Annotated in this window: 24 protein-coding genes, 4 tRNA genes and 1 pseudogene; 11 read left to right on the top strand and 18 right to left on the bottom strand. The window is 39.4% G+C overall.

Annotated features, from left to right (window positions below):
• Positions 1-37: 37 nt before the first annotated feature.
• From tuf to V7Q04_RS01900, 5 genes are all read right to left on the bottom strand, one after another.
• Positions 38-1237 (bottom strand): elongation factor Tu, encoded by a 1200-nt coding sequence (gene tuf, locus V7Q04_RS01920; RefSeq protein ID WP_333803231.1) that lies wholly within the window; start codon positions 1235-1237, stop codon positions 38-40.
• A 73-nt stretch (positions 1238-1310) separates the two neighbouring features.
• Positions 1311-1385: transfer RNA gene (locus tag V7Q04_RS01915), tRNA-Thr, on the bottom strand.
• 145 nt (positions 1386-1530) lie between these two features.
• Positions 1531-1607, bottom strand: a tRNA-Gly gene (locus V7Q04_RS01910).
• Positions 1608-1609: 2 nt separating this feature from the next.
• Positions 1610-1694: transfer RNA gene (locus V7Q04_RS01905), tRNA-Tyr, on the bottom strand.
• A gap of 52 nt (positions 1695-1746) precedes the next feature.
• A tRNA-Thr gene (locus V7Q04_RS01900) sits at positions 1747-1822 on the bottom strand.
• 118 nt (positions 1823-1940) lie between these two features.
• On the opposite strand from V7Q04_RS01900, the gene V7Q04_RS01895 reads away from it, so the two are divergent.
• Together V7Q04_RS01895 and V7Q04_RS01890 are read left to right on the top strand one after the other, a co-directional pair.
• Positions 1941-2684: a YaaA family protein gene (locus V7Q04_RS01895; protein ID WP_333803230.1), complete on the top strand. Its 744-nt coding sequence runs from the start codon at positions 1941-1943 to the stop codon at positions 2682-2684.
• A gap of 49 nt (positions 2685-2733) precedes the next feature.
• The gene (locus tag V7Q04_RS01890) at positions 2734-2955 is read left to right on the top strand and encodes a hypothetical protein (RefSeq protein WP_333803229.1); all 222 of its coding nucleotides are present in this window, start codon (positions 2734-2736) and stop codon (positions 2953-2955) included.
• 33 nt (positions 2956-2988) lie between these two features.
• On the opposite strand, the gene V7Q04_RS01885 is transcribed toward V7Q04_RS01890, so the two are convergent.
• The 8 genes and pseudogenes from V7Q04_RS01885 to V7Q04_RS01850 all read right to left on the bottom strand — a co-directional run bounded on the left by V7Q04_RS01885 (position 2989) and on the right by V7Q04_RS01850 (position 12186).
• Entirely contained in the window at positions 2989-6585 is a 3597-nt protein-coding gene (locus tag V7Q04_RS01885) for a bifunctional proline dehydrogenase/L-glutamate gamma-semialdehyde dehydrogenase (protein ID WP_333803228.1), read from the bottom strand.
• A gap of 101 nt (positions 6586-6686) precedes the next feature.
• Entirely contained in the window at positions 6687-7403 is a 717-nt protein-coding gene (locus V7Q04_RS01880; protein ID WP_333803227.1) for an ABC transporter ATP-binding protein, read from the bottom strand.
• Positions 7396-8133 (bottom strand): annotated as a pseudogene (locus tag V7Q04_RS01875) (ABC transporter ATP-binding protein); the annotation flags it as partial. The gene V7Q04_RS01880 and the pseudogene V7Q04_RS01875, both read right to left, overlap by 8 nt.
• 41 nt (positions 8134-8174) lie before the next feature.
• Positions 8175-9125 carry a branched-chain amino acid ABC transporter permease gene (locus V7Q04_RS01870; protein ID WP_333803225.1) on the bottom strand — a complete coding sequence of 317 codons (951 nt, stop codon included), beginning with the start codon at positions 9123-9125 and terminating at the stop codon, positions 8175-8177.
• On the bottom strand, positions 9122-10024 hold the full coding sequence (locus V7Q04_RS01865; protein WP_333803224.1) for a branched-chain amino acid ABC transporter permease: 903 nt from the start codon (positions 10022-10024) through the stop codon (positions 9122-9124). The genes V7Q04_RS01870 and V7Q04_RS01865 overlap by 4 nt, the downstream gene beginning before the upstream one ends.
• A gap of 85 nt (positions 10025-10109) precedes the next feature.
• A complete protein-coding gene (locus tag V7Q04_RS01860; RefSeq protein WP_333803223.1) occupies positions 10110-11237 on the bottom strand; it encodes a branched-chain amino acid ABC transporter substrate-binding protein in 1128 nt (375 codons plus the stop codon).
• A gap of 72 nt (positions 11238-11309) precedes the next feature.
• Entirely contained in the window at positions 11310-11969 is a 660-nt protein-coding gene (locus V7Q04_RS01855; RefSeq protein WP_333803222.1) for a hypothetical protein, read from the bottom strand.
• Positions 11962-12186 (bottom strand): hypothetical protein, encoded by a 225-nt coding sequence (locus V7Q04_RS01850; RefSeq protein ID WP_333803221.1) that lies wholly within the window; start codon positions 12184-12186, stop codon positions 11962-11964. Before V7Q04_RS01850 ends, V7Q04_RS01855 begins: the two co-directional genes overlap by 8 nt.
• Positions 12187-12624: 438 nt before the next feature.
• On the opposite strand from V7Q04_RS01850, the gene V7Q04_RS01845 reads away from it, so the two are divergent.
• The 3 genes from V7Q04_RS01845 (at position 12625) to V7Q04_RS01835 (ending at position 14664) form a co-directional block, all read left to right on the top strand.
• Complete coding sequence (locus tag V7Q04_RS01845) at positions 12625-13380, top strand: SDR family oxidoreductase (protein WP_333803220.1); 756 nt, start codon at positions 12625-12627, stop codon at positions 13378-13380.
• Positions 13381-13571: 191 nt separating this feature from the next.
• The gene (locus tag V7Q04_RS01840) at positions 13572-13805 is read left to right on the top strand and encodes a VF530 family protein (RefSeq protein WP_333803219.1); all 234 of its coding nucleotides are present in this window, start codon (positions 13572-13574) and stop codon (positions 13803-13805) included.
• 4 nt (positions 13806-13809) lie between these two features.
• Complete coding sequence (locus V7Q04_RS01835) at positions 13810-14664, top strand: DMT family transporter (RefSeq protein WP_333803218.1); 855 nt, start codon at positions 13810-13812, stop codon at positions 14662-14664.
• Between the two features lie 15 nt (positions 14665-14679).
• Here the strand turns inward: V7Q04_RS01835 and V7Q04_RS01830 are convergent, their stop codons facing one another.
• Positions 14680-15096, bottom strand: coding sequence for an ester cyclase (locus V7Q04_RS01830; protein ID WP_333803217.1), 417 nt, complete (start codon positions 15094-15096; stop codon positions 14680-14682).
• Entirely contained in the window at positions 15097-15351 is a 255-nt protein-coding gene (locus V7Q04_RS01825) for a hypothetical protein (RefSeq protein ID WP_333803216.1), read from the bottom strand.
• 305 nt (positions 15352-15656) lie between these two features.
• On the opposite strand from V7Q04_RS01825, the gene V7Q04_RS01820 reads away from it, so the two are divergent.
• Entirely contained in the window at positions 15657-16556 is a 900-nt protein-coding gene (locus tag V7Q04_RS01820) for a hypothetical protein (protein WP_333803215.1), read from the top strand.
• 2 nt (positions 16557-16558) lie between these two features.
• Here V7Q04_RS01820 and V7Q04_RS01815 read toward each other — a convergent pair whose 3' ends face one another.
• On the bottom strand, positions 16559-17326 hold the full coding sequence (locus V7Q04_RS01815; RefSeq protein WP_333803214.1) for a putative hydro-lyase: 768 nt from the start codon (positions 17324-17326) through the stop codon (positions 16559-16561).
• 80 nt (positions 17327-17406) lie between these two features.
• Between V7Q04_RS01815 and V7Q04_RS01810 the strand changes: the two genes are divergently transcribed.
• From V7Q04_RS01810 to V7Q04_RS01795, 4 genes are all read left to right on the top strand, one after another.
• Positions 17407-18243, top strand: coding sequence for a DUF4392 domain-containing protein (locus V7Q04_RS01810; protein WP_333803213.1), 837 nt, complete (start codon positions 17407-17409; stop codon positions 18241-18243).
• 3 nt (positions 18244-18246) lie between these two features.
• On the top strand, positions 18247-18669 hold the full coding sequence (gene trxC / locus V7Q04_RS01805; RefSeq protein WP_333803212.1) for a thioredoxin TrxC: 423 nt from the start codon (positions 18247-18249) through the stop codon (positions 18667-18669).
• 137 nt (positions 18670-18806) lie between these two features.
• Positions 18807-19211 carry a gamma-glutamylcyclotransferase family protein gene (locus V7Q04_RS01800; RefSeq protein ID WP_333803211.1) on the top strand — a complete coding sequence of 135 codons (405 nt, stop codon included), beginning with the start codon at positions 18807-18809 and terminating at the stop codon, positions 19209-19211.
• 141 nt (positions 19212-19352) lie between these two features.
• Positions 19353-19703, top strand: coding sequence for a hypothetical protein (locus tag V7Q04_RS01795; RefSeq protein ID WP_333803210.1), 351 nt, complete (start codon positions 19353-19355; stop codon positions 19701-19703).
• A 5-nt stretch (positions 19704-19708) separates the two neighbouring features.
• Here V7Q04_RS01795 and V7Q04_RS01790 read toward each other — a convergent pair whose 3' ends face one another.
• Positions 19709-21007 (bottom strand): EAL domain-containing protein, encoded by a 1299-nt coding sequence (locus V7Q04_RS01790; protein WP_333803209.1) that lies wholly within the window; start codon positions 21005-21007, stop codon positions 19709-19711.
• A gap of 152 nt (positions 21008-21159) precedes the next feature.
• On the opposite strand from V7Q04_RS01790, the gene V7Q04_RS01785 reads away from it, so the two are divergent.
• The gene (locus V7Q04_RS01785; protein WP_333803208.1) at positions 21160-21513 is read left to right on the top strand and encodes a hypothetical protein; all 354 of its coding nucleotides are present in this window, start codon (positions 21160-21162) and stop codon (positions 21511-21513) included.
• Here the strand turns inward: V7Q04_RS01785 and V7Q04_RS01780 are convergent.
• Positions 21510-21881 (bottom strand): hypothetical protein, encoded by a 372-nt coding sequence (locus V7Q04_RS01780; RefSeq protein WP_333803207.1) that lies wholly within the window; start codon positions 21879-21881, stop codon positions 21510-21512. The two genes, V7Q04_RS01785 and V7Q04_RS01780, sit on opposite strands and share 4 nt — an antisense overlap.
• Positions 21882-22007 lie beyond the last annotated feature (126 nt).

Below are 22007 nucleotides of genomic sequence, written 5' to 3'. Positions count from 1 at the left end.
TTACATGTAAAAGGGAAATCCCTTTTACATGTTAAAATTACTTGATGATTGTTGCAACAACACCCGCACCAACAGTTCTACCACCCTCACGGATTGCAAAACGAGTACCCTCTTCAAGAGCGATAGGCGCAATAAGTGTTACATTGATTTTTACGTTATCACCAGGCATAACCATCTCAGTACCTTCTGGCAATGAAATAGAACCTGTTACGTCTGTTGTACGAACGTAGAATTGTGGTCTATAGTTATTAAAGAATGGAGTATGTCTACCACCCTCTTCTTTTGAAAGAACATAAATTTCTGCTTCAAATTGAGTATGTGGAGTGATTGATTTTGGTTTACAAAGAACCATACCGCGCTCAACTTCTTCTTTTTTGATACCACGTAACAAGATACCACAGTTATCACCAGCTTCACCACGTTCCATTTCTTTACGGAACATTTCAACACCAGTTACAGTTGTAGTTTTTGTATCTTTGATACCTACGATTTCAATAGTCTCACCGATTTTAACAGCACCTCTGTCGATTTTACCAGTAACAACGGTACCACGACCTGAGATTGAAAATACGTCTTCGATTGGCATCAAGAAGTCTTTATCGGTTTCACGAACTGGATCTGGGATATAAGCATCGACTGCTGCCATAAGAGCAAGAACTTTCTCACCCCATGCGCCAACCGTACCAGCTTTCGCTTCTTCAAGTGCTTTAAGTGCTGAACCAGAAACGATTGGAGTATCATCACCTGGGAAGTCATATGAACTAAGAAGTTCACGAATTTCCATTTCAACAAGCTCAAGAAGTTCTTCATCATCAACCATATCAGCTTTGTTCATGAAAACAACGATGTATGGAACGCCTACTTGGCGAGAAAGAAGGATGTGCTCACGAGTTTGTGGCATAGGACCATCTGCTGCAGAAACAACAAGAATAGCGCCATCCATTTGAGCAGCACCAGTAATCATATTTTTAACGTAATCCGCGTGACCTGGACAGTCTACGTGAGCGTAGTGACGATTTTCTGTTTCATACTCAATGTGTGAAGTTGCAATAGTAATACCACGTTCTCTTTCTTCAGGAGCGTTATCAATACCATCGTAATCTTTAAATTCACAAAGACCTTTAGTTGCTAAAACTGCTGAGATAGCAGCTGTAAGCGTAGTTTTACCATGATCAACGTGACCGATGGTTCCAATGTTAACGTGTGGCTTGGTTCTAGAGAACTTTTCTTTTGCCATTTTTTCCTCCGTAATGAGTTTGTTTTTTTAATACATTTCAATTTGTCAAAGTTATTAAAAACTTTTTGAGTGATGGAGCTCATAGAGGGACTTGAACCCTCGACCTCTTCCTTACCAAGGAAGTGCTCTACCCCTGAGCCATATGAGCCGACTACAAAAGGGTGGACCAAATTGTACCGTAACAATAATAATAATTTGATTTTATTAAGGAAGAAAGGTAAGACTACTGAACTTGATCTGTAGCGCCCTAAAGCAGAAGAAATTCAACAGCTCCCAGTTTGCTTATAAAATCTTGGAGCGGGAGACGGGACTCGAACCCGCGACCCCCAGCTTGGAAGGCTAATGCTCTAGCCAACTGAGCTACTCCCGCAATGGTGGTGAGAGAAGGATTCGAACCTTCGAAGACATAGTCAGCAGATTTACAGTCTGCCCTCGTTGGCCACTTGAGTATCTCACCGTATTTTTACCATATTTCATTGCTGGTCAAACACTGTCTTTCACAAACAAAATGGAGCTGGTGAACGGAATCGAACCGCCGACCTACTGCTTACAAGGCAGTTGCTCTACCAACTGAGCTACACCAGCATCCTTGATTGTGAGGTGAAATTATATCTCAAAAGATTTACAAAGTCAATACTTTTTTGGAGATTTCAATTGGATCTTGGCTAAAATGTTTTCTTACGTTTGCAAACAAAGGGTTATTATGAAAATTTTATTCTCTCCTAGCGAAACAAAGAGGGCTCTAAACACAGACCAAGTCATCCATGAAAACAGCTTTGTGTTTCCATATTTATATGAAAAACGTATTTCTGTCTTAAATCAATACCAAACGCTTTTAGATAAAGGGGATTTATCTCAATTGCAACAACTTTTTGGTCTTAAAGATGAACAAAAAGTAACGCTACAAGCAGAGAAAAATATTTTTTCTTCTTTAACATGTAAATCAATTCAGCGATATAGCGGCATAGCATACGATCATCTTAGTTTTGAAACTCTCGATGAGAGTGCACGAATATACATTGAAAATAATGTTATGATCTTTTCAAACCTCTTTGGTCCTCTTTTGGCTCGTGATTTCATTCCTGATTATAAACTCCAACAAGGTGAAAGTTTATCTGGATTTAAAACAGAGCTTTTTTATAAAGAACACTTTAGTGATGCGATCACTTCATTTTTAGAAAATGAAACCATTTTAGACTTACGTGCAGGTTTTTATGAAAAGTTCTATACGCTTAAACGTCCTTACCTTACTATGAAGTTTCTCAAGAAAGGCAAAGTGGTCAGCCATTTTGCAAAAGCTTACCGTGGAGAAGTTTTGCGTGAAATTGCTATTCAACAACCTTCTAATGAAAATGATCTTGGGAAAATTTGTTTTAAAGGGCTTCGTATTAGCGAAATTTTAGAGCAAAAACTCAAGCGCGAATATGTCTTTGATATTATTGATTGATTTGAATTAAAAGTGTACAATATCACCAAATTGAATAAAGGAAAAGCTCATGGATGTTTTACAATGGATAGTAATTGGTATATTAGTTTACGTCATCTATTATCTTATCAATAAGTATGAACGAAGAGTAGATGAACTCACAAGGCTTATCGAGCTTAACCGTGAAGAAATTGATAAAAATAAGCAAAATATTGCTAAGAATCAAGAAAATATCGCTAAAAATAAAGAGACTATTGAACTCAATCAAACGATTATCGAAAAACTTAAATAACCACAAGGGGCATTTCTGCCCCTTCCTACTCTTCTATTTTTTAATTCCACGTGCTCCAAGATTGCCGTAACGATGATAACTGTGTGAAATACTCTGCTCATTAAAGAAATGCAACAACTCTACACGTCCTTCCATCAGTGACTTACTTCTTACGATACACTTTGCTTTTTTAGACACTTCTTCATACACAAATGGTGATATGCACGCCTCATTGGCATAGAAGATTTTATCAACACTTTCAAAACACTGCACAAATTTGGCTTCATCTTCACGCTCGATCGTGTCATTTTTGCCTAACAACACCCCTTGATTTTCATAAAAGAATGAAATAACACTGCTTTCAGCGCTAAGCTCAATACTCACATGTAAAGAGGTTTGCGCAATGCGCGCTGCCATAACACGACTCATCACCTCAAAAAGTCCATCGTCTTTAGTGATACGAAGTGCTATTTTAGACAAAGGAAGATATTTGAACAGATTATCCTCGCCTCGTACTTTGACAAAGTCTTTCTCTTGACTAAAGGTTTGGGCATAATTTTCAAGATAACTTCCCACTGCTAAGGAAAGTTTGTCAAAGTCAGTTTTAAAGCCTGAATGTGCACCCTTATGGCAACTATCAACCCAACCATGAATGAGATGAACAAATGAATGCTGTACAGAGTGATTAATAGTAGGCTCTGCCACATCCGCAAAGTCCATAAACTGTGTGATGTAGTTGTGAATACCCGCTTTTCGACCTGTTCCCACCGCTGATTTGCCAAGTCCACCAAAAGGTTGACGAAGGACAATCGCGCCTGTTGTGCCACGATTGATGTAGAGATTTCCCGCTTTAAGGTGTTTTTTCCAGTACGCTACTTCACGCTCATCCAACGACTCTATACCTGAAGTCAAACCATAACCTGTGGCATTGACTATCTCTATAGCGTGTTTCAAATCTTTTGCGCACATCACGGAGAGTACTGGACCAAAAAGCTCGTTCATATGGCAGAAACTTCCCTCTTTTACACCCCATTTGATGCACGGCCTTAGCATGTACTCATTGCCATCCACAAACGAAGGAGCTAATGCCCAGCTCTCGCCTGATTCAAGATTTTCAAGGGCATGTTTAAGTGCACCGTTAACAGGATTTGCAAGGGTTCCAAGACGATTCGTAAAATCCCATACAGAGCCTACATTAAGGCTTTTTGCTGTATCAATCAGTCCTTTTTTAAAGTGAGGATCGTTGTAAACCTCCTCTTCTAGAACTAAAAGCGAAGTGGCCGAGCATTTTTGACCGCTATTGGAAAAAGCAGAATGAATTACATTTTTAATGGCTTGATCACGATCGCTCATCGCAGTCACGATGGTCGCATCTTTACCGCCTGTTTCGGCGCTTAAGAAAAGATTGGGGCGAGTTTCTAACATTTTATAAGCCGTTTCTTCACCGCCTGTTAAAATGACAAAGTCAACTTTTTCATTTTTCACCAAATACTCACCTGCCAAACTTCCAGAACATGGCACAAATTGAAGGGTATTTTTACTTACTCCTGCATCCCAAAAGCATTTACATAACTCATACGCACATAAAGCGGCAACACTGGCTGGTTTGATAATAACACAGTTACCTGCTGCTAAAGCCGCACTGATGCCTCCTACAGGAATGGCTATTGGAAAGTTCCAAGGAGGTGTTACCACACCCACACCTTTGCCTTTAGCGCTCAGGTTTTTATAGTCCTCAAAATAACGTGCACTATGACCATAAAATTCCAAAAAGTCGATAGCTTCACTGACTTCTACGTCAGTTTCACTAAATACCTTGCCTACTTCTGCTGCGGCAACACCGATAAGATCGGCTCTTTTTGAACGTACCTGATTGGCAACCTGACAAAGAATCTTTTGGCGCTCACTGACACTCAGCGTTCTCCAGCCATCTCTATCTTCTGCGGCTATCTCGACGGCACGTTCTAAATCTTCTTTGGTTGCTGATGCATATTTACCGCATATCACACCCTCTTTAAGTTGTGATTTATCGATGACTTCTTTGACTTCACGCTCGACAATCGCTTCACCACCCACAACGACAGGTACAATTTCAAGTGTTTCGCCTGCTTTTTTCTTCCATTTGGTGCAAATGTTGTTCGCCCATTCTTTATTTGCTGGTAAGATAAAGTCAGTGTCAGCTTCACCATGATACTTTCCGCTAAAGAAACTCCCTCCTTCGTAATGTTCCCATTGCTCTGTAAGTCTGTTTTGTTTGCGTTTTGAACCTATAAAAATATGTTGAGCATTTTCAAAAGAGTCAATGAATTTTTGCTTTTGAGTTTCCCATGCAGGTGTTCCAACTTTTAGCCCAAATGAGTAGCGAATAAAATTCTCCACACCCGTGTTTTCATCAAGACGTCTCACCAGATAAGCAATGGCATTGGTAAACTGCTCTTTTTTAGCGATGGGTGCGTATAAAATGACTTCGCCACTGATCTGTTTAATGGCAAGTCGTGCGGATTCGCTCATACCTTCTAGCATCTCCATACTAAAGTACTGCGTTGTTCCATACTCTTTAGAAAGCTCATAGCCATACGCCAATTCAAAAAGATTATGTGACGCCATACCGATGTTCACATACTTTGCATTTTCAGCCCTTAATGCAAATTCACCCATGACTTTGTAATTGCTATCGGTGTCAATTTTTTGCGTATAGGTGACCATTTCCCAATGGCGAAGTCCTGCTTCCGTCTCTTCCATCTCCATATTGGCACCTTTAACAAGGCGCATCTTAACGGGTACACCGCCATTCTCAACACGCTTTTTAGCCCATGCGACAAGCTTTTGTTGCCATAGGTGCGAGTCTGGCAGATACGCTTGAAGTACAATGCCCGCACGAAAATCTTGAAACTCTGGAAGATCCAGTGTTTGGGTAAAGGCGCTAAAAGTAAGCGCTAAATCGCGGTACTCTTCCATATCAAGATTGATAAACTTGTTCTCTTGTTCACCTTTTGCATTGGTAAAACTGTACTTTTTAGCTTGCGCATAAATGCGACTCAAACGTTTGATTAATTCTGCAACTGTCTCATCATACGCTAAAGCATTGATTTGAGAAAAGAGTGTCGAGATTTTAATAGAAATATAATCCACATTGGGGTTTTCAAGTACTTTAAGATACTTCTGGGTGCGTTCTTCCGCCTCTTCTTCTCCTAGAACCACTTCACCAATGAGGTTAATGTTGACCCTCGTTCCTTCACTTTTTCGTTTTACAAGATGTGCATTAAATGGCTCATCTTCGCCTTTAAGTACAACCGTTTTTGTATCTTCTCGTATGTTACTTACAAAGAGTGGAATCGAAATTTGAGGTAAATAAATACCTGCATTTAAAAATAAAAAGACTAAAAAACGCTCCGAAGTTGTGAAAAATGATGCCATTTCGTATTTTGCAAAAAGATACTCAATTTGGTTTGCAACACGCGTGGGATTTTTACTTCTAAAACTTTGGTCCATTAACTCAATCAAAAAGACTTTATCTTTTGGATTGCTGAGCATCTTGTTCATTTTTATGTGGAATTTTCTATCAAAATCACTGACCAACTCACTTGCCCTATTTTGCCACGTTTCTGCGAGGACTATTGCTCTTTGAACCACTTCCATATTTGCTTGCATTACTTCTCCTTTTGTAGTACTAAAAGTAGTACTTATTTTGTCATATAAAAATTGTGCCAAAAAAAACGCCTGCCAAAAGACAGACGCTTTTAAATTTAACCTTACTTCTTCTTACCCAAATACGCCTCTTGAATCATTTCTGAATTTAACAATTCTTCGCTACTACCACTGTGTGTTATTTTTCCAAGCTCCAACACATAACCTCGATTGGCAAGTTTCAGAGCTGCTTTGGCATTTTGCTCTACTAGAAGAACTGTTACACCGCTTTTACTAATCTCTTTAATCGCTTTAAAAATCACTTTAACTAAAACAGGAGCAAGCCCAAGACTTGGCTCATCCAAAATCAACAACTTTGGCTTACTCATGATGGCTCGACCAATGGCTAACATCTGCTGTTCTCCACCACTGAGTGTACCTGCAAGCTGTTTTTTACGTTCATGCAAACGCGGTAAAATTTCATAAATCCACTTCAACGTTGAAGCGTCATACTTTTTCAAACTGTACGCGCCCATCATGAGATTTTCTTCAACACTGAGTGTTCCAAAAACACGACGACCTTCAGGTGAGTGGCTCATGCCTAAACTGACAATATCATGGGCAGGTACGTGTGTAATCTCTTTACCATCAAAAACGATACTTCCCAAACTAGCCTTCAAAAGTCCACTGATGGTACGAAGTGTGGTCGTTTTTCCTGCCCCATTGGCTCCTAAAATCGTAACCACTTCGCCCTTATTGACGAAAAGATCAATGCCTTTGATCGCTTCAATAGCGCCATAGTTTACGTGTAAGCCTTTAATTTCCAGTAGTTTTTCATTCATCTTCGTCATCCTCATCACTGCCAATATACGCCTCAATTACCACTGGATCGTCTTGCACATACGAAGGAATACCCTCACTGATTTTGGCACCAAAGTTAATAACCGTGATGTATTCGGTCAAACTCATGACCATTTCCATATCATGTTCAATCATCATAATGGTCACACCCATCGATTGGATTTTGCGAATGGTTTGGGTTAGCTCCAATGTCTCGTTTTCATTGAGTCCAGCAGCTGGTTCATCCAAAATGAGCAGTTCAGGCTCAGCGGCAAGTGCACGCGCCATTTCTATGCGTCTTTGAACGCCATAAGAGAGATCTCCCGCTGGAATGGTCGCATACTCTGTGAGATTGAAAAACTCCATTAACTCGCCCACTTTTTCCCAGTTGGCTTTTTCATCTTTGACATATGCAGGCGTTGGAATCACTCCGTTATACCAATGTTGTTTAGACTTGATGTGACGACCCGACATAATGTTTTCCGCCACACTCATCTCCGCAAAAAGGCGAATGGTTTGAAAGGTTCTTAAAATGCCAAGTTCCGCAATTTTATACGGACTAATGCCTTTGATGTCTTTACCTTTCCATAAAATTTGCCCAATTTCAGGTCGATAAATACCCGTAATACAGTTAAACAAAGTCGTTTTCCCAGCGCCATTAGGTCCGATAATGCCGTATATCTGCCCTTTTTTAACCTTCATAGAGAGATCATTAATGGCAACAAGCCCTTGAAAATACTTGCTTACATGGCTAATTTCTAAGATATACTCGCTCATTTGACCCCCTTTTTAAGAAAATCAGGGATATTGCCAAAACGAACAGGCCAAATACCACGAGGTCTTAAAATCATCGTTAAAATCATCGCAATACCAAAGACCAAGTAACGTGCGGTTTCAAACTCTCTAAACATTTCAGGCAAGACAAACATGACAAAGGTTCCTATTAAAACGCCTGGAAGTGAAGCAGAACCACCCACTAAAACGATGGTAAAAAACATAATGGACTGTGTGACATTAAACGCTTCTGGACTTACCGCTGAGTACTGAACAGAGAACATACTGCCAGCAGCACCCGCGATGCCTGCGCCCAAAATAAACGCATAGAGTTTAAAGTAACGCACATTGATACCCATACTTTGCGCTGCAATTTCATCTTTATGAATGTAAAACATCGCTCGTCCAAATTTACTACGATCTAAATTTCGCATGATAAACAGCGTTATTCCCAAAAGGATAAACGCCATATAATACATATGCGTTTGAGAAGAAAAATCAAAACCAAGGACTCGTGCAACATCAATACCAAAAAGACCGTTTGGACCTCCCGTTAAGCCAAAGACATCGTTTTGTAACACTTGAATGAAAATGATGTTAAAGCCGATGGTTGCCACCAATAAATAGTCACCGCGAAGATGAATGATGGGAAATACCAAGATAAACGCAACCAGCATTGGAACCAATACCGCTGGCAACCATGTGGCTAAAATGGGAAGTCCAAAGTGAACATTCAAAATGGCAGTTGTATACGCACCTAGTCCAAAGAACATCGCATGTCCCATGTGAAAAACGCCTGCCCGTCCTAGAATGATATCTTGAGAGAACGCCACGACTGAAAAAACCAAAAACGTTGTACCGACCGCCAACCATGCAGAGTCAACAAAAAGCGGATAAAAGCCCATAAAAACAAGTAGCGCTATGGCTATCATACTGGTTTTGTTCATCATACTTTCTCCGCCACAGTTTCACCAAGGATACCCGTTGGTCTAAAGACTAAAATGCCGATTAAAAGTACAAATGTAAAGGTTTCTGCCCATTGCGTGGAGATATACCCTGTAATCATTGCATTGAAAAGCCCTAAAAGAAGGCCTCCTAACATTGCACCTGGAATATTACCGATACCACCCATAATTGCCGCAACAAAGGCATTAAGCCCGTACATCCATCCCATATCAAACGTAACACCACGATAATAGGTTCCAATGAAAAGCCCTGCCACAGCCCCTAAAGATGAGCCAATGATGAAGATAATCATAATGATACGATTGACATTAATGCCCATCAGCTTTGCCGCGTCTTGATCAATGGCAACAGCACGAATAGCCGTTCCAATTTTCGTTTGATGAATGAAAAAGTAAAGTCCTACCATTAAAATGGATGAAAGCCCTAAAATCATCACTTGTGTAAAGGTAATCACAATACCGCCTATTTCCCAAATGGTGGCAGGGAAAAGGTTGGAAGGGAATATTTTCATATTAGGACCCCAAATCAGCATCACCGAGTTTTGAATGACCAACCCAGCTCCGAGTGCCGAAACAACGGCACTAAGACGTGGTGCAGTTCGTAAAGGTCTATACGCTAGGCGCTCAAGAAGTACACCCACAAAAGCAACGATGGCAGCAGTAAAAACAAAAACCGTAATGACCGCGATCAATGAAGTAACACTCTCTCCAAAAATTTGGGCATAAACGCTTAAGCCAATAAACGCTGAAAAAGCGACTAAATCGCCGTGTGCAAAGTTAATCAGTCGCATAACACCATACACCATCGTATAGCCTAATGCAACCAGTGCATACAGACTCCCGATGGTCAGGCCATTGACCATTTGTTGTAAGAAAATATCCATAAGATAACCTTATCCTAATGTAATTGCATGCCAAAGATGAAACTCATCCTTGGCAATGCGGGCTGAAAGTGTATCAGCAAAATGCTTATTGGTAAACAATCTTATAGCTTTTATCCGCTTGAACTTCATACGTCATATAACCACCACCGATGCGTTCACCGTCTTCTCTAAAGGTTACAGGACCGGTAATCCCTGGAAAATCTTTGAGCTTATGTAAACCCTCAGCGATGACTTTCGTATCTTCAGACTTGGTTTGCTCCATCATATGAAGAATAGCACGAAGACCATCGACATTCATAAGTGACCAGATAGATGCTGGCATCGCATTGAATTTTGTTTTATAATCTATCAAGAACGTTTTAGCAATGTCGTAAGGCAAAATGTCAGGTGTAGGAACATTAATAAGTAAAGTTCCTTTTGCGCTATCGCCTGCAAGTTTCATGTAATCAGGATTGTCGTTAGAATCACCTCCCACAAAGTCTGCTTTGATGCCAAGTTGAAGTTGTTGCGCACGCAATAATCCACCATCGGTATAGTACCCGCTGAAGTAGATAACATCAGGGTCCATAGACTTAATTTTTGTGAGCGTTGCTGTAAAGTTTTGGGTACCAGACTTGATTTTGCCTTCATAGATGATGTTGGCATTTTTAGCTTTCAAAGCTTTCACTGTAGCGTCTGCTAAGTCCGTAGAGTAACTTGAGTAGTCGGAGAGAATAACGATTTTTTTGTACTGTTTTCCATCCACAAAGTATTTGGCTGTGTAGTCTGCCTCAGCACTGTTCGGGAATGAATTTCTAAAAAATGTCCAGTATTTGTGTGCGATCAACGAATCACTCGTGCCATCGCTGGTTTGAAGAACACCTGCTCTGTTATAGGTGGTTTGTGCTGCTTCTGTTGCACCTGAAGTGTACGACCCAATAACCGCTTTTACGCCTTCATTCACTAGTTTTTTTGCACAAATTGCTGCTTGTTGCGCGGTACCTTGGTCATCGCATGTTACAACTTCGATTTTTTTACCTAAAACGCCACCTTTGGCATTGTACTGATCAACGATGAGTTTAACACCATTATCAATGCTTTGCCCTTCATTGGCATATTGTCCAGTAATGGGTGCTTGCACACCAATTTTAATTACGTCAGCTGCAATACTTGTACTTACAAGTACAGAACATACTGCTAAAGAAGCAGTCAATTTTGGAAACATTTTCTTCATTCTCACTCCTTTATAAATTTTGAAATCTCAGCCAAATACTTCTTTACATGCATAAAGTATTTAGGTGAAATTTCACGCTTTGGGCGTAATCACATAACATCCTGCCATCCACTCACCTACGTCAACCACTTCATGCACTGGCGTTTGAACAAAAGAAGCTTTCAGTGTGGGAAAATGGCTCACGACTTCATCAAAACTCGCAATAACATCGGGAATACGTTTGGTTAATTTCTTACGTGCAGAAGTAGAAAGGTCTGCATAAAAAGCAAAAACACCGTAATCCAATGTCGAGGACTCTTCAAATTTTCGGTGTAACATCTTGCATAACCTCTCAATCTCATAACTGTACTCTGCTTTGGCATTGCACACACCATTTTTAAGCGTAATAATGACTCTTGAAATGGAATCATTATGGCTTTGATGTAACAAGCGCTCATCCAGTGTTATGCTAAAAACATCTTGCGAAAGCGCATTTTTCTCCATATAAGTTTTAAAGGCTTTACGATTGGGCAGAGAACAACGTAAAATATCCGATACCGTAGCATCGATGAACACCTCAGGAGCATTTTCAATGAGGCTTAAGGCTTGTGCAACATGAATGGAGAGAATTTTTTGAGGACCATTGGAGAGTGAAAGTCGGTTATTTGTCCAAAATAAAAAGTTTTTTTGCGCTTGACGCATTCCATCAAGCATCGCTTCTATCACACTGTTTTGCGTAGGAAAGTTACTCATAATAGTTTTCCTCAACTTCTTGTATGATACCACTCTCTTTTAATATATCTTCGATGAGTCGGTTTTTAGAGATATTAAGAGATGTTGCAAGTTTACCAAGGGCGATGTCAAGCTTGGCATCAATTTTAATTGTCAGTTGTGCAATTTCACGTTTTTTGGTCTTATTTTTTTCAATCACGCTTTGAATGATTTCTCTGCCAAATTTCTGTTTTGCCACGTCGTTCACCTTAGTAAAATTTAAGAATACTAAAAGTAGTACTTTTTATTTCATAAGGAAATAGTAGTATATTTTTGGGAAAAGTTATCAAAAAAATGTGGTGAATTTTTAATCAAAAAGTGTGTAAAGTTGAAATTAGTGCTTTGGAACTTCTATTTTAAGGCTAATTTTAGGATTTTTATCCGCTTAAAGCCATTTTGAGTGACGTTACCAAAGGTATCATTATAGCTTAGTTGGCTATAATTTCGCAAATTAGACTTCTTACACAACCCTTGAAAAAATAAAGAGTTTGCTCAGAGTGCATTAATTTTTAAAACTCAAAATGGAGGCATAGCTAAAGCTATGGTGATGTTTTTAGTTTTAAAAAGTGATGTGCTATCAGTAATACTCTTTTTTCATGGGTTATGCAAGAAGTTTATGTACATGAAAAGGATCGACATGTCAAAAACCGTCTTGATTACTGGTGCTACTTCAGGTTTTGGAGAAGCAACGGCTGAAAAATTTGCTAAAGCTGGCTATAAAGTCATCGTCACTGGTCGTCGCAAAGAGCGTTTAGATGCTCTTAAAGAGCGTTTATCCACATGCGATATTTTACCCCTTTGTTTTGATGTTACCAAAAAAGAAGAGGTGTTTAACGCCATTGCTTCTTTGCCAAAAGAGTATAAAAATATCGATATTTTAGTCAACAATGCAGGGCTTGCTTTGGGCTTAGAACACGCTAATGAAGCAAGTTTGGATGATTGGGAGCGCATGATTGACACCAACATCAAAGGGTTACTCTATGTTACAAAAGCGGTTCTTCCTGTTATGGTAGAACGTAAATCTGGGTACATCTTTAACATCGGCTCAACGGCTGGTAGTTGGCCATACGAAGGTGGCAATGTTTATGGTGCAACTAAAGCCTTTGTAAAACAATTCTCTCTAAATCTTAGAACCGACCTTAAAGGTACACATGTCCGTGTAACCAATGTTGAACCAGGATTTTCACTGACAGAATTTTCTGATGTACGCTTTAAAGGCGATAAGACAAAAGCAGATTCTGTGTATAAAAACACAACGCCTCTTTCTAAAGAAGATATAGCTAATGCCATTTTCTCTTTAGCGGAACTTCCTGAGCATGTTAATGTCAATCGCATTGAAATTATGCCAACGGTACAAAGCTATGCGGGACTTAGCGTAGAACGAAACAATTAAAGTTCTTTCAGAACTTTTGACACGTCTTTTAAGTAAAGCTCAAAACGAAGTTTCCTTGAAAAGACTACGTTCACACTGGGTACACTTGCGCAGAATGCCCACGCGCCATTAGCGCTTAGAGTTCTTACAAATTTGACTTTGCAAGAACTCTATTAAATCTTTTTACATGTAAATCCATTTTTGAGGAATCAATGAATAATAACGAACCAACCAAAAACCCACTTCACGGCGTCACGCTCGAAAAGCTTGTCACCGAACTTCAAGCACATTATGGCTGGGAAAAACTGGATGAGATGATGCGTATGAACTGCTTCCATGTCAACCCAAGCATCAACTCATGTCTAAAATTTTTTCGTAAAACCCCTTGGGCACGCGAAAAAATCGAAAAACTTTATATCCACTTTCGCAACAACCAAACAAAGTAATCCCATGAACTACACCAAAGCCTTTGGGATTACAACCCTAGGCATGATACTGATGAGTTTTGAATCACCGCTGATTAAAATGACGCATGTCCCTGCTCAAAATTTTACATTTTACTTTGGTTTGTGTATGTTTTTAACAATGAACATCACTTTATACTCAAAGCATAAAAACAGTGTAGCTTCCCTTTATAAAAATCATCTTTCCACGATTTTATGGAGCGGGCTTTGCATAGGACTGAGCAATCTTTTATTTATTCTTGCTATCAAACATACCAGTGTTGCCAGTGCCGTGTTTATTTTAAGTACAGGACCGCTTGTAAGTGCGATGATCGCCTTTATTTTTTTCAGACAAAAAACACCACGCCGTACTTTTGGAGCGATATTTTTTGTGTTTATAGGACTTGCTATTATTTTATTCAATGACTTAGAACTTGGAAATATGGAAGGCAACCTCTATGCTTTTGGGTGTGTCTTTGCCTTTGTGTCGATGTTGTCTGTTTTGGAGCGAGACAAAGAAGCCAACCGCCTTGCCTGTTTTGGAACGGGCGCACTTATGGCTTCCCTTTTAGCAGCACTGACAGCGCCAATGATCGTACCAGATAGTTATTCATTGTGGATTATTGTGTTTATGGGGGGAGTGCTTACACCGCTTTCGCGCGCATTTATCGGCATGGGTACGAAAACCTTACCTTCGGTTGAAGTGGCACTTCTAACGATTATTGAACCTGTTCTTGCGCCTCTTTGGGTGTGGATTTTAATGGATGAGAAACCGCAGATCAATACACTTATGGGAGGTGCCATCATCGTGACGACCTTGATCGTCCACTCCATGATGGCGTATAAAGAGGCAAAGCACTAAGAGTTCTTGGAACGCTTAATGATTTTCAGCGACGTTAAGTTGTCCGTACAATGCGTTAAGGTCACCTAAAACCCATGCATCAACAATTTTTTCATTTTCAAATTTGAAAAAGCACGCACCTGAGTAACGGATACGGTTTCCGGTAGGCTCAAATCCAAAGAGTTTTCCTGTATGTGTCGCTGTATAAACAAGTCTTACAGCGGCTTTATCGCCATCAATGACAATGTCTTCAATGACATGGTAAAGATTAGGGAAAGCACTAAAAAGCATCTTTGCGTAGTCACAAAAACCATTAATGCTGTCAACGCGCATACCTAAAGAGCCTCTAAAATTAAGGGAAGGATCTAAAAAACGGTGTGCTTGGTCGAGTTTTTTATCATTCCAAAGCACTTCATAATACTCTTCAATCAGTTGTCTTATCTGTTTTGCCATCTACTTTTTTTCCTTTTCTAATCCCTGTTTTACAGGTGCCTTGTGTGCAGGGGCTGCACTTGCGCCACCTTCAAACCAACTCTCGCTTGCATCGTACTCAAACTCAAAAACTTTATCCAATCCTTTGGCTTCAAGCTCTTTGTCTATTGTCTGAGGGGTTAGCCCCTTTTTCTTGCAAATCTCAAGAATCTCCTCAATGTCTTCCTCAGGGATTCCACTATAACGCATCTCTAAAACTGCTTCGTTGACCGTCATTCTCTTATTCTCATTATTTCTATTAGGCTTTAAGACCTTCAAATCCGTTTGAAAACTCAAACACCGCCTGCACTATTAGACTTCTTTCCTGACCCATTGTAAAAAGAGTATCGCTCATAGCCCATCACTTTTAAAAACTAAAAATATCGCCATAGCTACGGCTATGACTCAATTTTGAGTTTTTAAAATTAACGCACTCTTAGCAAACTCTTACTCTTTTCAAGGGTCAGGAAAGAAGTCTATTGAACAAAATTATAATCATATTTTTTCAAAAAAGAGCTAAAATTCTTTTAAAAGGAGTTTACATGCTACGACTATTTTTTTCTTTAGTGCTATGCTGGCTTCCATTGTCCGCTCTTGAGTACATCGAACACTATGAAATATATGTAAAACAGTACCAAGAAAACGATACTCTCTTTCTTATCTCACGTCGTTTTGAGCTTTCAAGTATAACCTTTTACCTTACGACCAACACGCAAACACTGCAAACAAAAGTACTTTCGTTGGATGCTTCAAAATTGATGCCCTTAGATGAAAACTTTTCAAAAACACTTTTTGCAAAACAGCTGAGTGAGGCAACTACATCCTATGTGAAAGGTGGCGCAACGCATGGTGTCACACAAAATGATAAAGCGATTTATCTTACGATGGATTTATGCCCTTCCACCAAAAAAGGATATGAAAGTGAATTTATAGAAAAGTTAACCAAACAAAATGGCAAAACACCTATCGCCATTGCACTGAGTTCTGGATGGAAAGATCACCATGAAAAAGAGTTTGAAGCACTTGTGAAAAATCCACTTTTAGAGATCACGTGGATAAACCACACGCATACCCATTTTTACGACCCAAAACTTCCTGAACGTCAAAATTTTATGTTGCATGCAAATACAAATGTAAAAGCCGAAATACTGGGAGTTGAAAAAACGCTTTTGGAAGAAGGCATTACACCCTCTGTTTTCTTTCGTTTTCCAGGCTTAATTGCAGATGAAAAATTAATGCGTGAGCTTAGAGAAACCTACTTTTTAATTCCTTTAGGGTCGAATGCATGGATAGCCAAAAATGAGCCTGTTAAAACAGGCAGTATCATTCTCATTCATGGCAATAAAAATGAACCTCAGGGAATTACGATGATGGAGAAGAAGCTTCCTGATGTCGTGAAAAACTATAAGTTCCACACCATTCAAGAAGCATTTGTAAAGTAATCTTACTCGTAGTATTCACTGTCTTTTTTATCAGTCACAAACATGTGCCCTGGAGAATGCGTGATTGCAAAAGGGAGTTTCATGCTTGAAATGACGTTTTGAGGTGTGACACCACATGGCCAGAAAAGGGGGATTTCATCGGCTTTGATCTCAATGGCATCGCCATAATCAGGTTTTGAAACATCGTTAATGCCGATCATTTCTGGGTAACCCACTTGAATTGGAGAACCGTGCATGCGTGGGTAATGGCTGGTGACCACACACGCATCGGCTACTTTTTCTTTTTTGATCGGGCGCATACTGACCACCATTTCACCTTCAAAACCTTCAATGGGTTTTAGCTTGATGTTGGTACGGTACATCGCAACGTTCTTTTGTTGGTCGACATGGCGAAGTGGCATACCATTTTCAATCAGTGCGGTTTCAAATGAAAAACTACAACCAATGAGAAAGAAAACAAGATCAGGATTGTAATACGGCGTAATGTCTGTAACCGTTTCAACAACAACACCATCTTTGAGAATGTTGTATTTTGGTATCTCTTTTAAGATGTCCGCACCTGGTGCTAAGACTTTGGAGAGATGTCCCTCGTGAATAACTTCTAAAACAGGAATTGCTTTAGAGTTTTCTTTTGCAAATGCTTCAAACCGCTTCGCATATTCTCTTGGAAGTGCTACCATATTCATCTGAATGTATCCGGGGCATTCGCCCGCGGTGGGTCTTGTAAATTCGCCTTTGGCAATTTTAGCGCGCAACTCATGTGGTGACATTTTAATCCCTTTTTTTGGTTAAATTGTATCAAATTTTAGGTACAATTTTTCCAGTAAACTTTTTAGATGCAAAGGCTTTCATGCGCAATTTTCATACCATTGAAGAGATCGTTCTCCAGCACTCTACCCGCAATATGGACAAAATTCAGGCCCACTTTCCCAATGAACATACCAAAAATGCTGTTAATGCTTTCATCAAACTCGATAAGGGTGTTGTTTTCATCTATACAGGTTTTTACGTTGCAGGGTTTGCTGAAACCGATGGTCCTTTGGGAGCATACTTTTTAGCCAAAGCATTTTTGAAACTGGGCTATACGCCAGTCATTATCACCGATTCATTTTGCGAGGACTATTTTCCTGACATCAAAACGCTTTACATTCCACTTGAGGGTTTAAGTGCTCAAGAGATCGATATGATTTTAAACACATACAAACCGATATGCCATCTTTCCATTGAGCGTTGCGGACAAAATGCACAAGGCGATTATCTTAACGCAAGGGGTGTTTCGGTCAAGGAATTCACCGCACCTGTGGATGAACTCTTTAAAAAAGGAAGTCAAACAGCCCCAAGTTTTGGCATCGGTGATGGTGGCAATGAAGTAGGCATGGGAAGCTTCGCAGCCATACTTAAAGATAAAGAGTTTTTTTACGACTACTGTGTCATTCCCTGCGACTACCCGATGATCGCTTCGGTTTCTAACTGGGGAGGTTATGGTTTCATTGCTGAACTCGAAAAAATTTTACAGGTAAATGTGTTGCCTACCTTTGAAGAAGTTGAGAAATACCTTGAATTTATCGTCTCCAAAGGCTCAGTGGATGGCATTAAACGTGAGTCTGTCATGTCTGTTGATGGCAAAGAATGGTCATTAGAGCCTGAAATATTAAATGCCTTAAAAGAATACGCTACAAAAGGATAACCTATGAAAGTTATTTGTCCCTCTTGTCTTGCAACCAATAATGTCCCAAAACAGGACGTCTATAAAAAAGCAAATTGCGGAAAATGCAAAGTTTCCTTGCTTGACCCACACCCTCTTGCGCTTACAAGCGACACCCTCGAAGCCGTGTTAGAGAGTACCGATGTTCCCGTCATTGTTGACTTCTGGGCACCTTGGTGTGGTCCATGTAAAATGTTCGCCCCCATTTACGAGCAAGCCGCACGCGCTTACCCTCTTCGCGTTTTATTCGCTAAAGTCGATACCGAAGCCGAGCAATTTCTCGCTTCGCGCTTTAAAATTCGCTCTATTCCTACACTCATTGTTTTTAAAGATGGTGTCGAGGTTGAGCGTGTAACGGGTGCTATGAATGATGAAGGTTTGGATAGATTTATTGAGAGGTTTTTGTAAGTAACTACATAATTTAAAACCTGAAAAAATTATTAGAGTTCTTTTAAAACTTTAAAAGCTACATTAATACTATGTTTGCTTGGGTAGAATGCCTATTATTAGTTTTGAAAGAAGTCAATTTATAAAGGAATTGAATCATGGATAATTCGGAGCATAGACTACAAGAAGTCTTTTTTTATGGTTTATACATGGATCCAGAAATCCTTACTAATAAAGGTGTAACTCCTCGAAATCCCAGAATTGCTACTGTAAAAGGGTATAAACTTAGAATTGGGAAATTGGCAACTTTATTAAGAGATGAAAAAAGTCAAGCAAGTGGCATTATCTATTCATTGACACATCATGAAATTGATAAGTTGTACAAAGGTTCAGGACTAGTAGCTTATGTACCCGAATCTTTAAGTGCTACAACAGAAAATAACGTAACACTCTCTGTCTTATGTTGCAATTTACTTATCCAACCAACGACGGATGAAAGCAATCCTGAGTACTTGGAAAAATTAACAACATGTATGAAAAAATATAATGTCCCAATTTTTTAGAATAAATGGTGTAAGTAATTCTTTACATGTAAAGTAATTTCTTCACCATTACCTCTTCTTTTTCTTTCATTCTGAAATATTTTTAACCTCCCTTTTCCCACTTTGCTACCATAACCGCATAAATCAAAACAGAGGTGTGTGATGGTTCTTGGTAAATGCCCATACTGCGGTGGAGCGGTAGTATCACAAAAGCTTACCATTCAAGGTCAAAAGGTCAATCTTTACAGTTGCGAACATGCGAAAAAAGAGCGTGACATCAACGATGACTATGTTTTTAGTAGCGATGCCTCGTGTCGTTTTCGGGTTTACTCCAACACTTTTTTACGCTGGAACAAACGAAGTTTGAGTGAATACGAAATGAAACAACTGCTTAAAGAAGGGCAAATAACAGTGCGTTTGCATGGCAGAAAAGGAACGAGCGAATACTTCAAATACATCATCCCAGACCCAGAATATGGCGTCTCAATACTATGGGATACAGAAGTCGCTTGATCTGCCTAAATAACAATTTGCGGTGAAGGCATGTCGATAAAATAACCCTGTGAATAGTCAATGCCTAAGCGTTTAACCGTTGAGAGAACTGTGCTGGAATGCACAAACTCTGCAACCGTTTTGATGCCCAGTTTCTTGGAAAAAGCGACAATAGTTTCAACAACGATCTGTGCGTTTTTATCTTTATCGATGTCTTTTATGAGGCTACCATCAATCTTGATAAAATCAGGATTTAACTTTATAATGTAGGAAAAGTTGGAAAAACCGCTCCCAAAATCGTCTATCGCCACTTTTGCACCATAGCGCTTGATTTCATTGAAAAAATGCACTACTTTTTCAAAATCATTGACCTTTTCGGACTCTAAAAGCTCAAATGTAACACGATGCCCCATGTTAGAGTCTCGTAATTTATGGATGATAAAGTCATAAATTTCTTGGTTGATGATGTCCTCAAAAGAGAGATTAATGCTAAAGTCAAACGGATGCGTCTCAAATGTTTTAAAGCTTTTTTCTATGATGGCTATGGTGATTTTGTCATACACCTTGATCATTTTCGCAACAGGAATAAAATTGTGCGGTGAATGAATAATACCCTCTTCATCGATCAAGCGAGCGAGTGCCTCAAACTTAATGATTTCATTGGTTTTATTGTCAATAATCGGCTGAAAATAAGGCACAATCCCCGAAAAATCAACAATCGCTTTGCGCACTTTGGTGGCATACTTGAGGTTGCTTTCATACTCTTGGGCAAAGTTCATGGTATCTTCGTATATCCAAAACTTCAATTGTTCTTTTTTGGCGTATTTGAGCGCCATGCTCACTTTGGAAAAAATGTCGTCGTTTGAAAAACTCGCACTTGATGAAAATGTACAGTCTACATAAATCTCTGTCTGGGCGTATGCGTATTTGAGATGGGTCAGTTGTTTGGAAAGGTGGTTAAGATAGTTTTTGAGTAAATAAAAGCTCAGCTTTTCACGCAACATAATGGCAAATTCATCACCTGCGATGCGGTAAACAGCAATCTCTGTTAGTTCTATTTTAAGGGTTTTCGCAAATGACTCTAAGATGAAATCCCCAACGACAAAACCATAGAAATCATTAAGAAGTTTAAAGTTATCGATGTTGGCAAGAATGAGTGTAAAGTCATTGGTCTCTTCCAAATCATGACGCAATTTATAAAGGTTGGGTAACCGTGTAAGCGGGTCAGTGTAAAACTGTTCTACAAGATTTTTTTGCACCACACGTAATTCACGCGATAAAAGTTTAATCTTTTGTTCTTGCTCTTTTTCCACACTATTTTCCATGCAAAGCCTTTTTATAAACGTGCGACAATGTGAAGAAGCTTATTGTATCCTAAAGATGAATAAATTATGAAATTGTGACATTTTAGTTGCTTACAATCAATATTGAGCCATCTTTTGCTACAATTGAGAGAAGATTGACGAGGGAGAAATGTATGTTTAGCGGAAAAAAATTGGTATTTATTTGTGGCGCTGTTCTTTCCATCAGTACTTATGGTATAAGCAAATCGCAAGAAATTGAAATACCCAGAACTGCGTATAAAGATATTTATAAATACTACGTTTTAGAAGAAGGTAAACAAGCAACAAACAGTACGATCACATTAAGACGCCAAAGTTTTGATACGATTGTCTATATTAAGGCAGAAATAAATTGTCCTTCACGCTATATAAGGCAAATTGGTAGCAGTACACGCTCGGCTAGAGAGATTCAAAACAATCCAACACAATGGTACCAACCTACCATTGGTACCGTCGAGTTAGATATTATCACCTATGTGTGTCGTTAGCTCATTAATTGATCTAACAGTGGTTTCATCTCTTTATAATCAGACCGTTTGCTAAATGCTTCCATCAGTTGCATTTTTAAGGCACTCACTTGGGTGTCAAAAAAGTCAGATGAGCTCACTGATCCCATAATGTCAGATCCATTAATTCCCAATGTGTTCATAGCTTGCCACACTTCGGGTGAGTTAAGCGCATTGGAAGTATCTTCTTTAACAAGCTTGGTTAGCCATGAACTATCCTCTTTGTTGGCTCCTGTTGAGTCATAGTGCAACAAAAAGTCCTCAAAACTTCCTTTACCACCCTTAACTGAGTTGTAAAGCCCGTAACTAATGCCTGCATAAGGGTCAATTTGAAATAGTCTGTTGTCCATAGCCACTCCTTTTTTACATGCCAATGTACAAGCAAAAAACATACCTTATGAACTTTTTGCAAAAAGTTAAAGCACCAAAGAGGTGCGTTGGCTTTTCGCCGAGGAAAACATAGTATTAACGTAGTG

The sequence above is a fragment of the Sulfurospirillum sp. genome, from assembly GCF_036802865.1.
In the GTDB taxonomy this organism is placed as follows: domain Bacteria; phylum Campylobacterota; class Campylobacteria; order Campylobacterales; family Sulfurospirillaceae; genus Sulfurospirillum.
The sequence above is the reverse complement of the archived record's forward strand: the minus strand, read 5'-3'. Positions and strand labels throughout refer to the sequence as shown.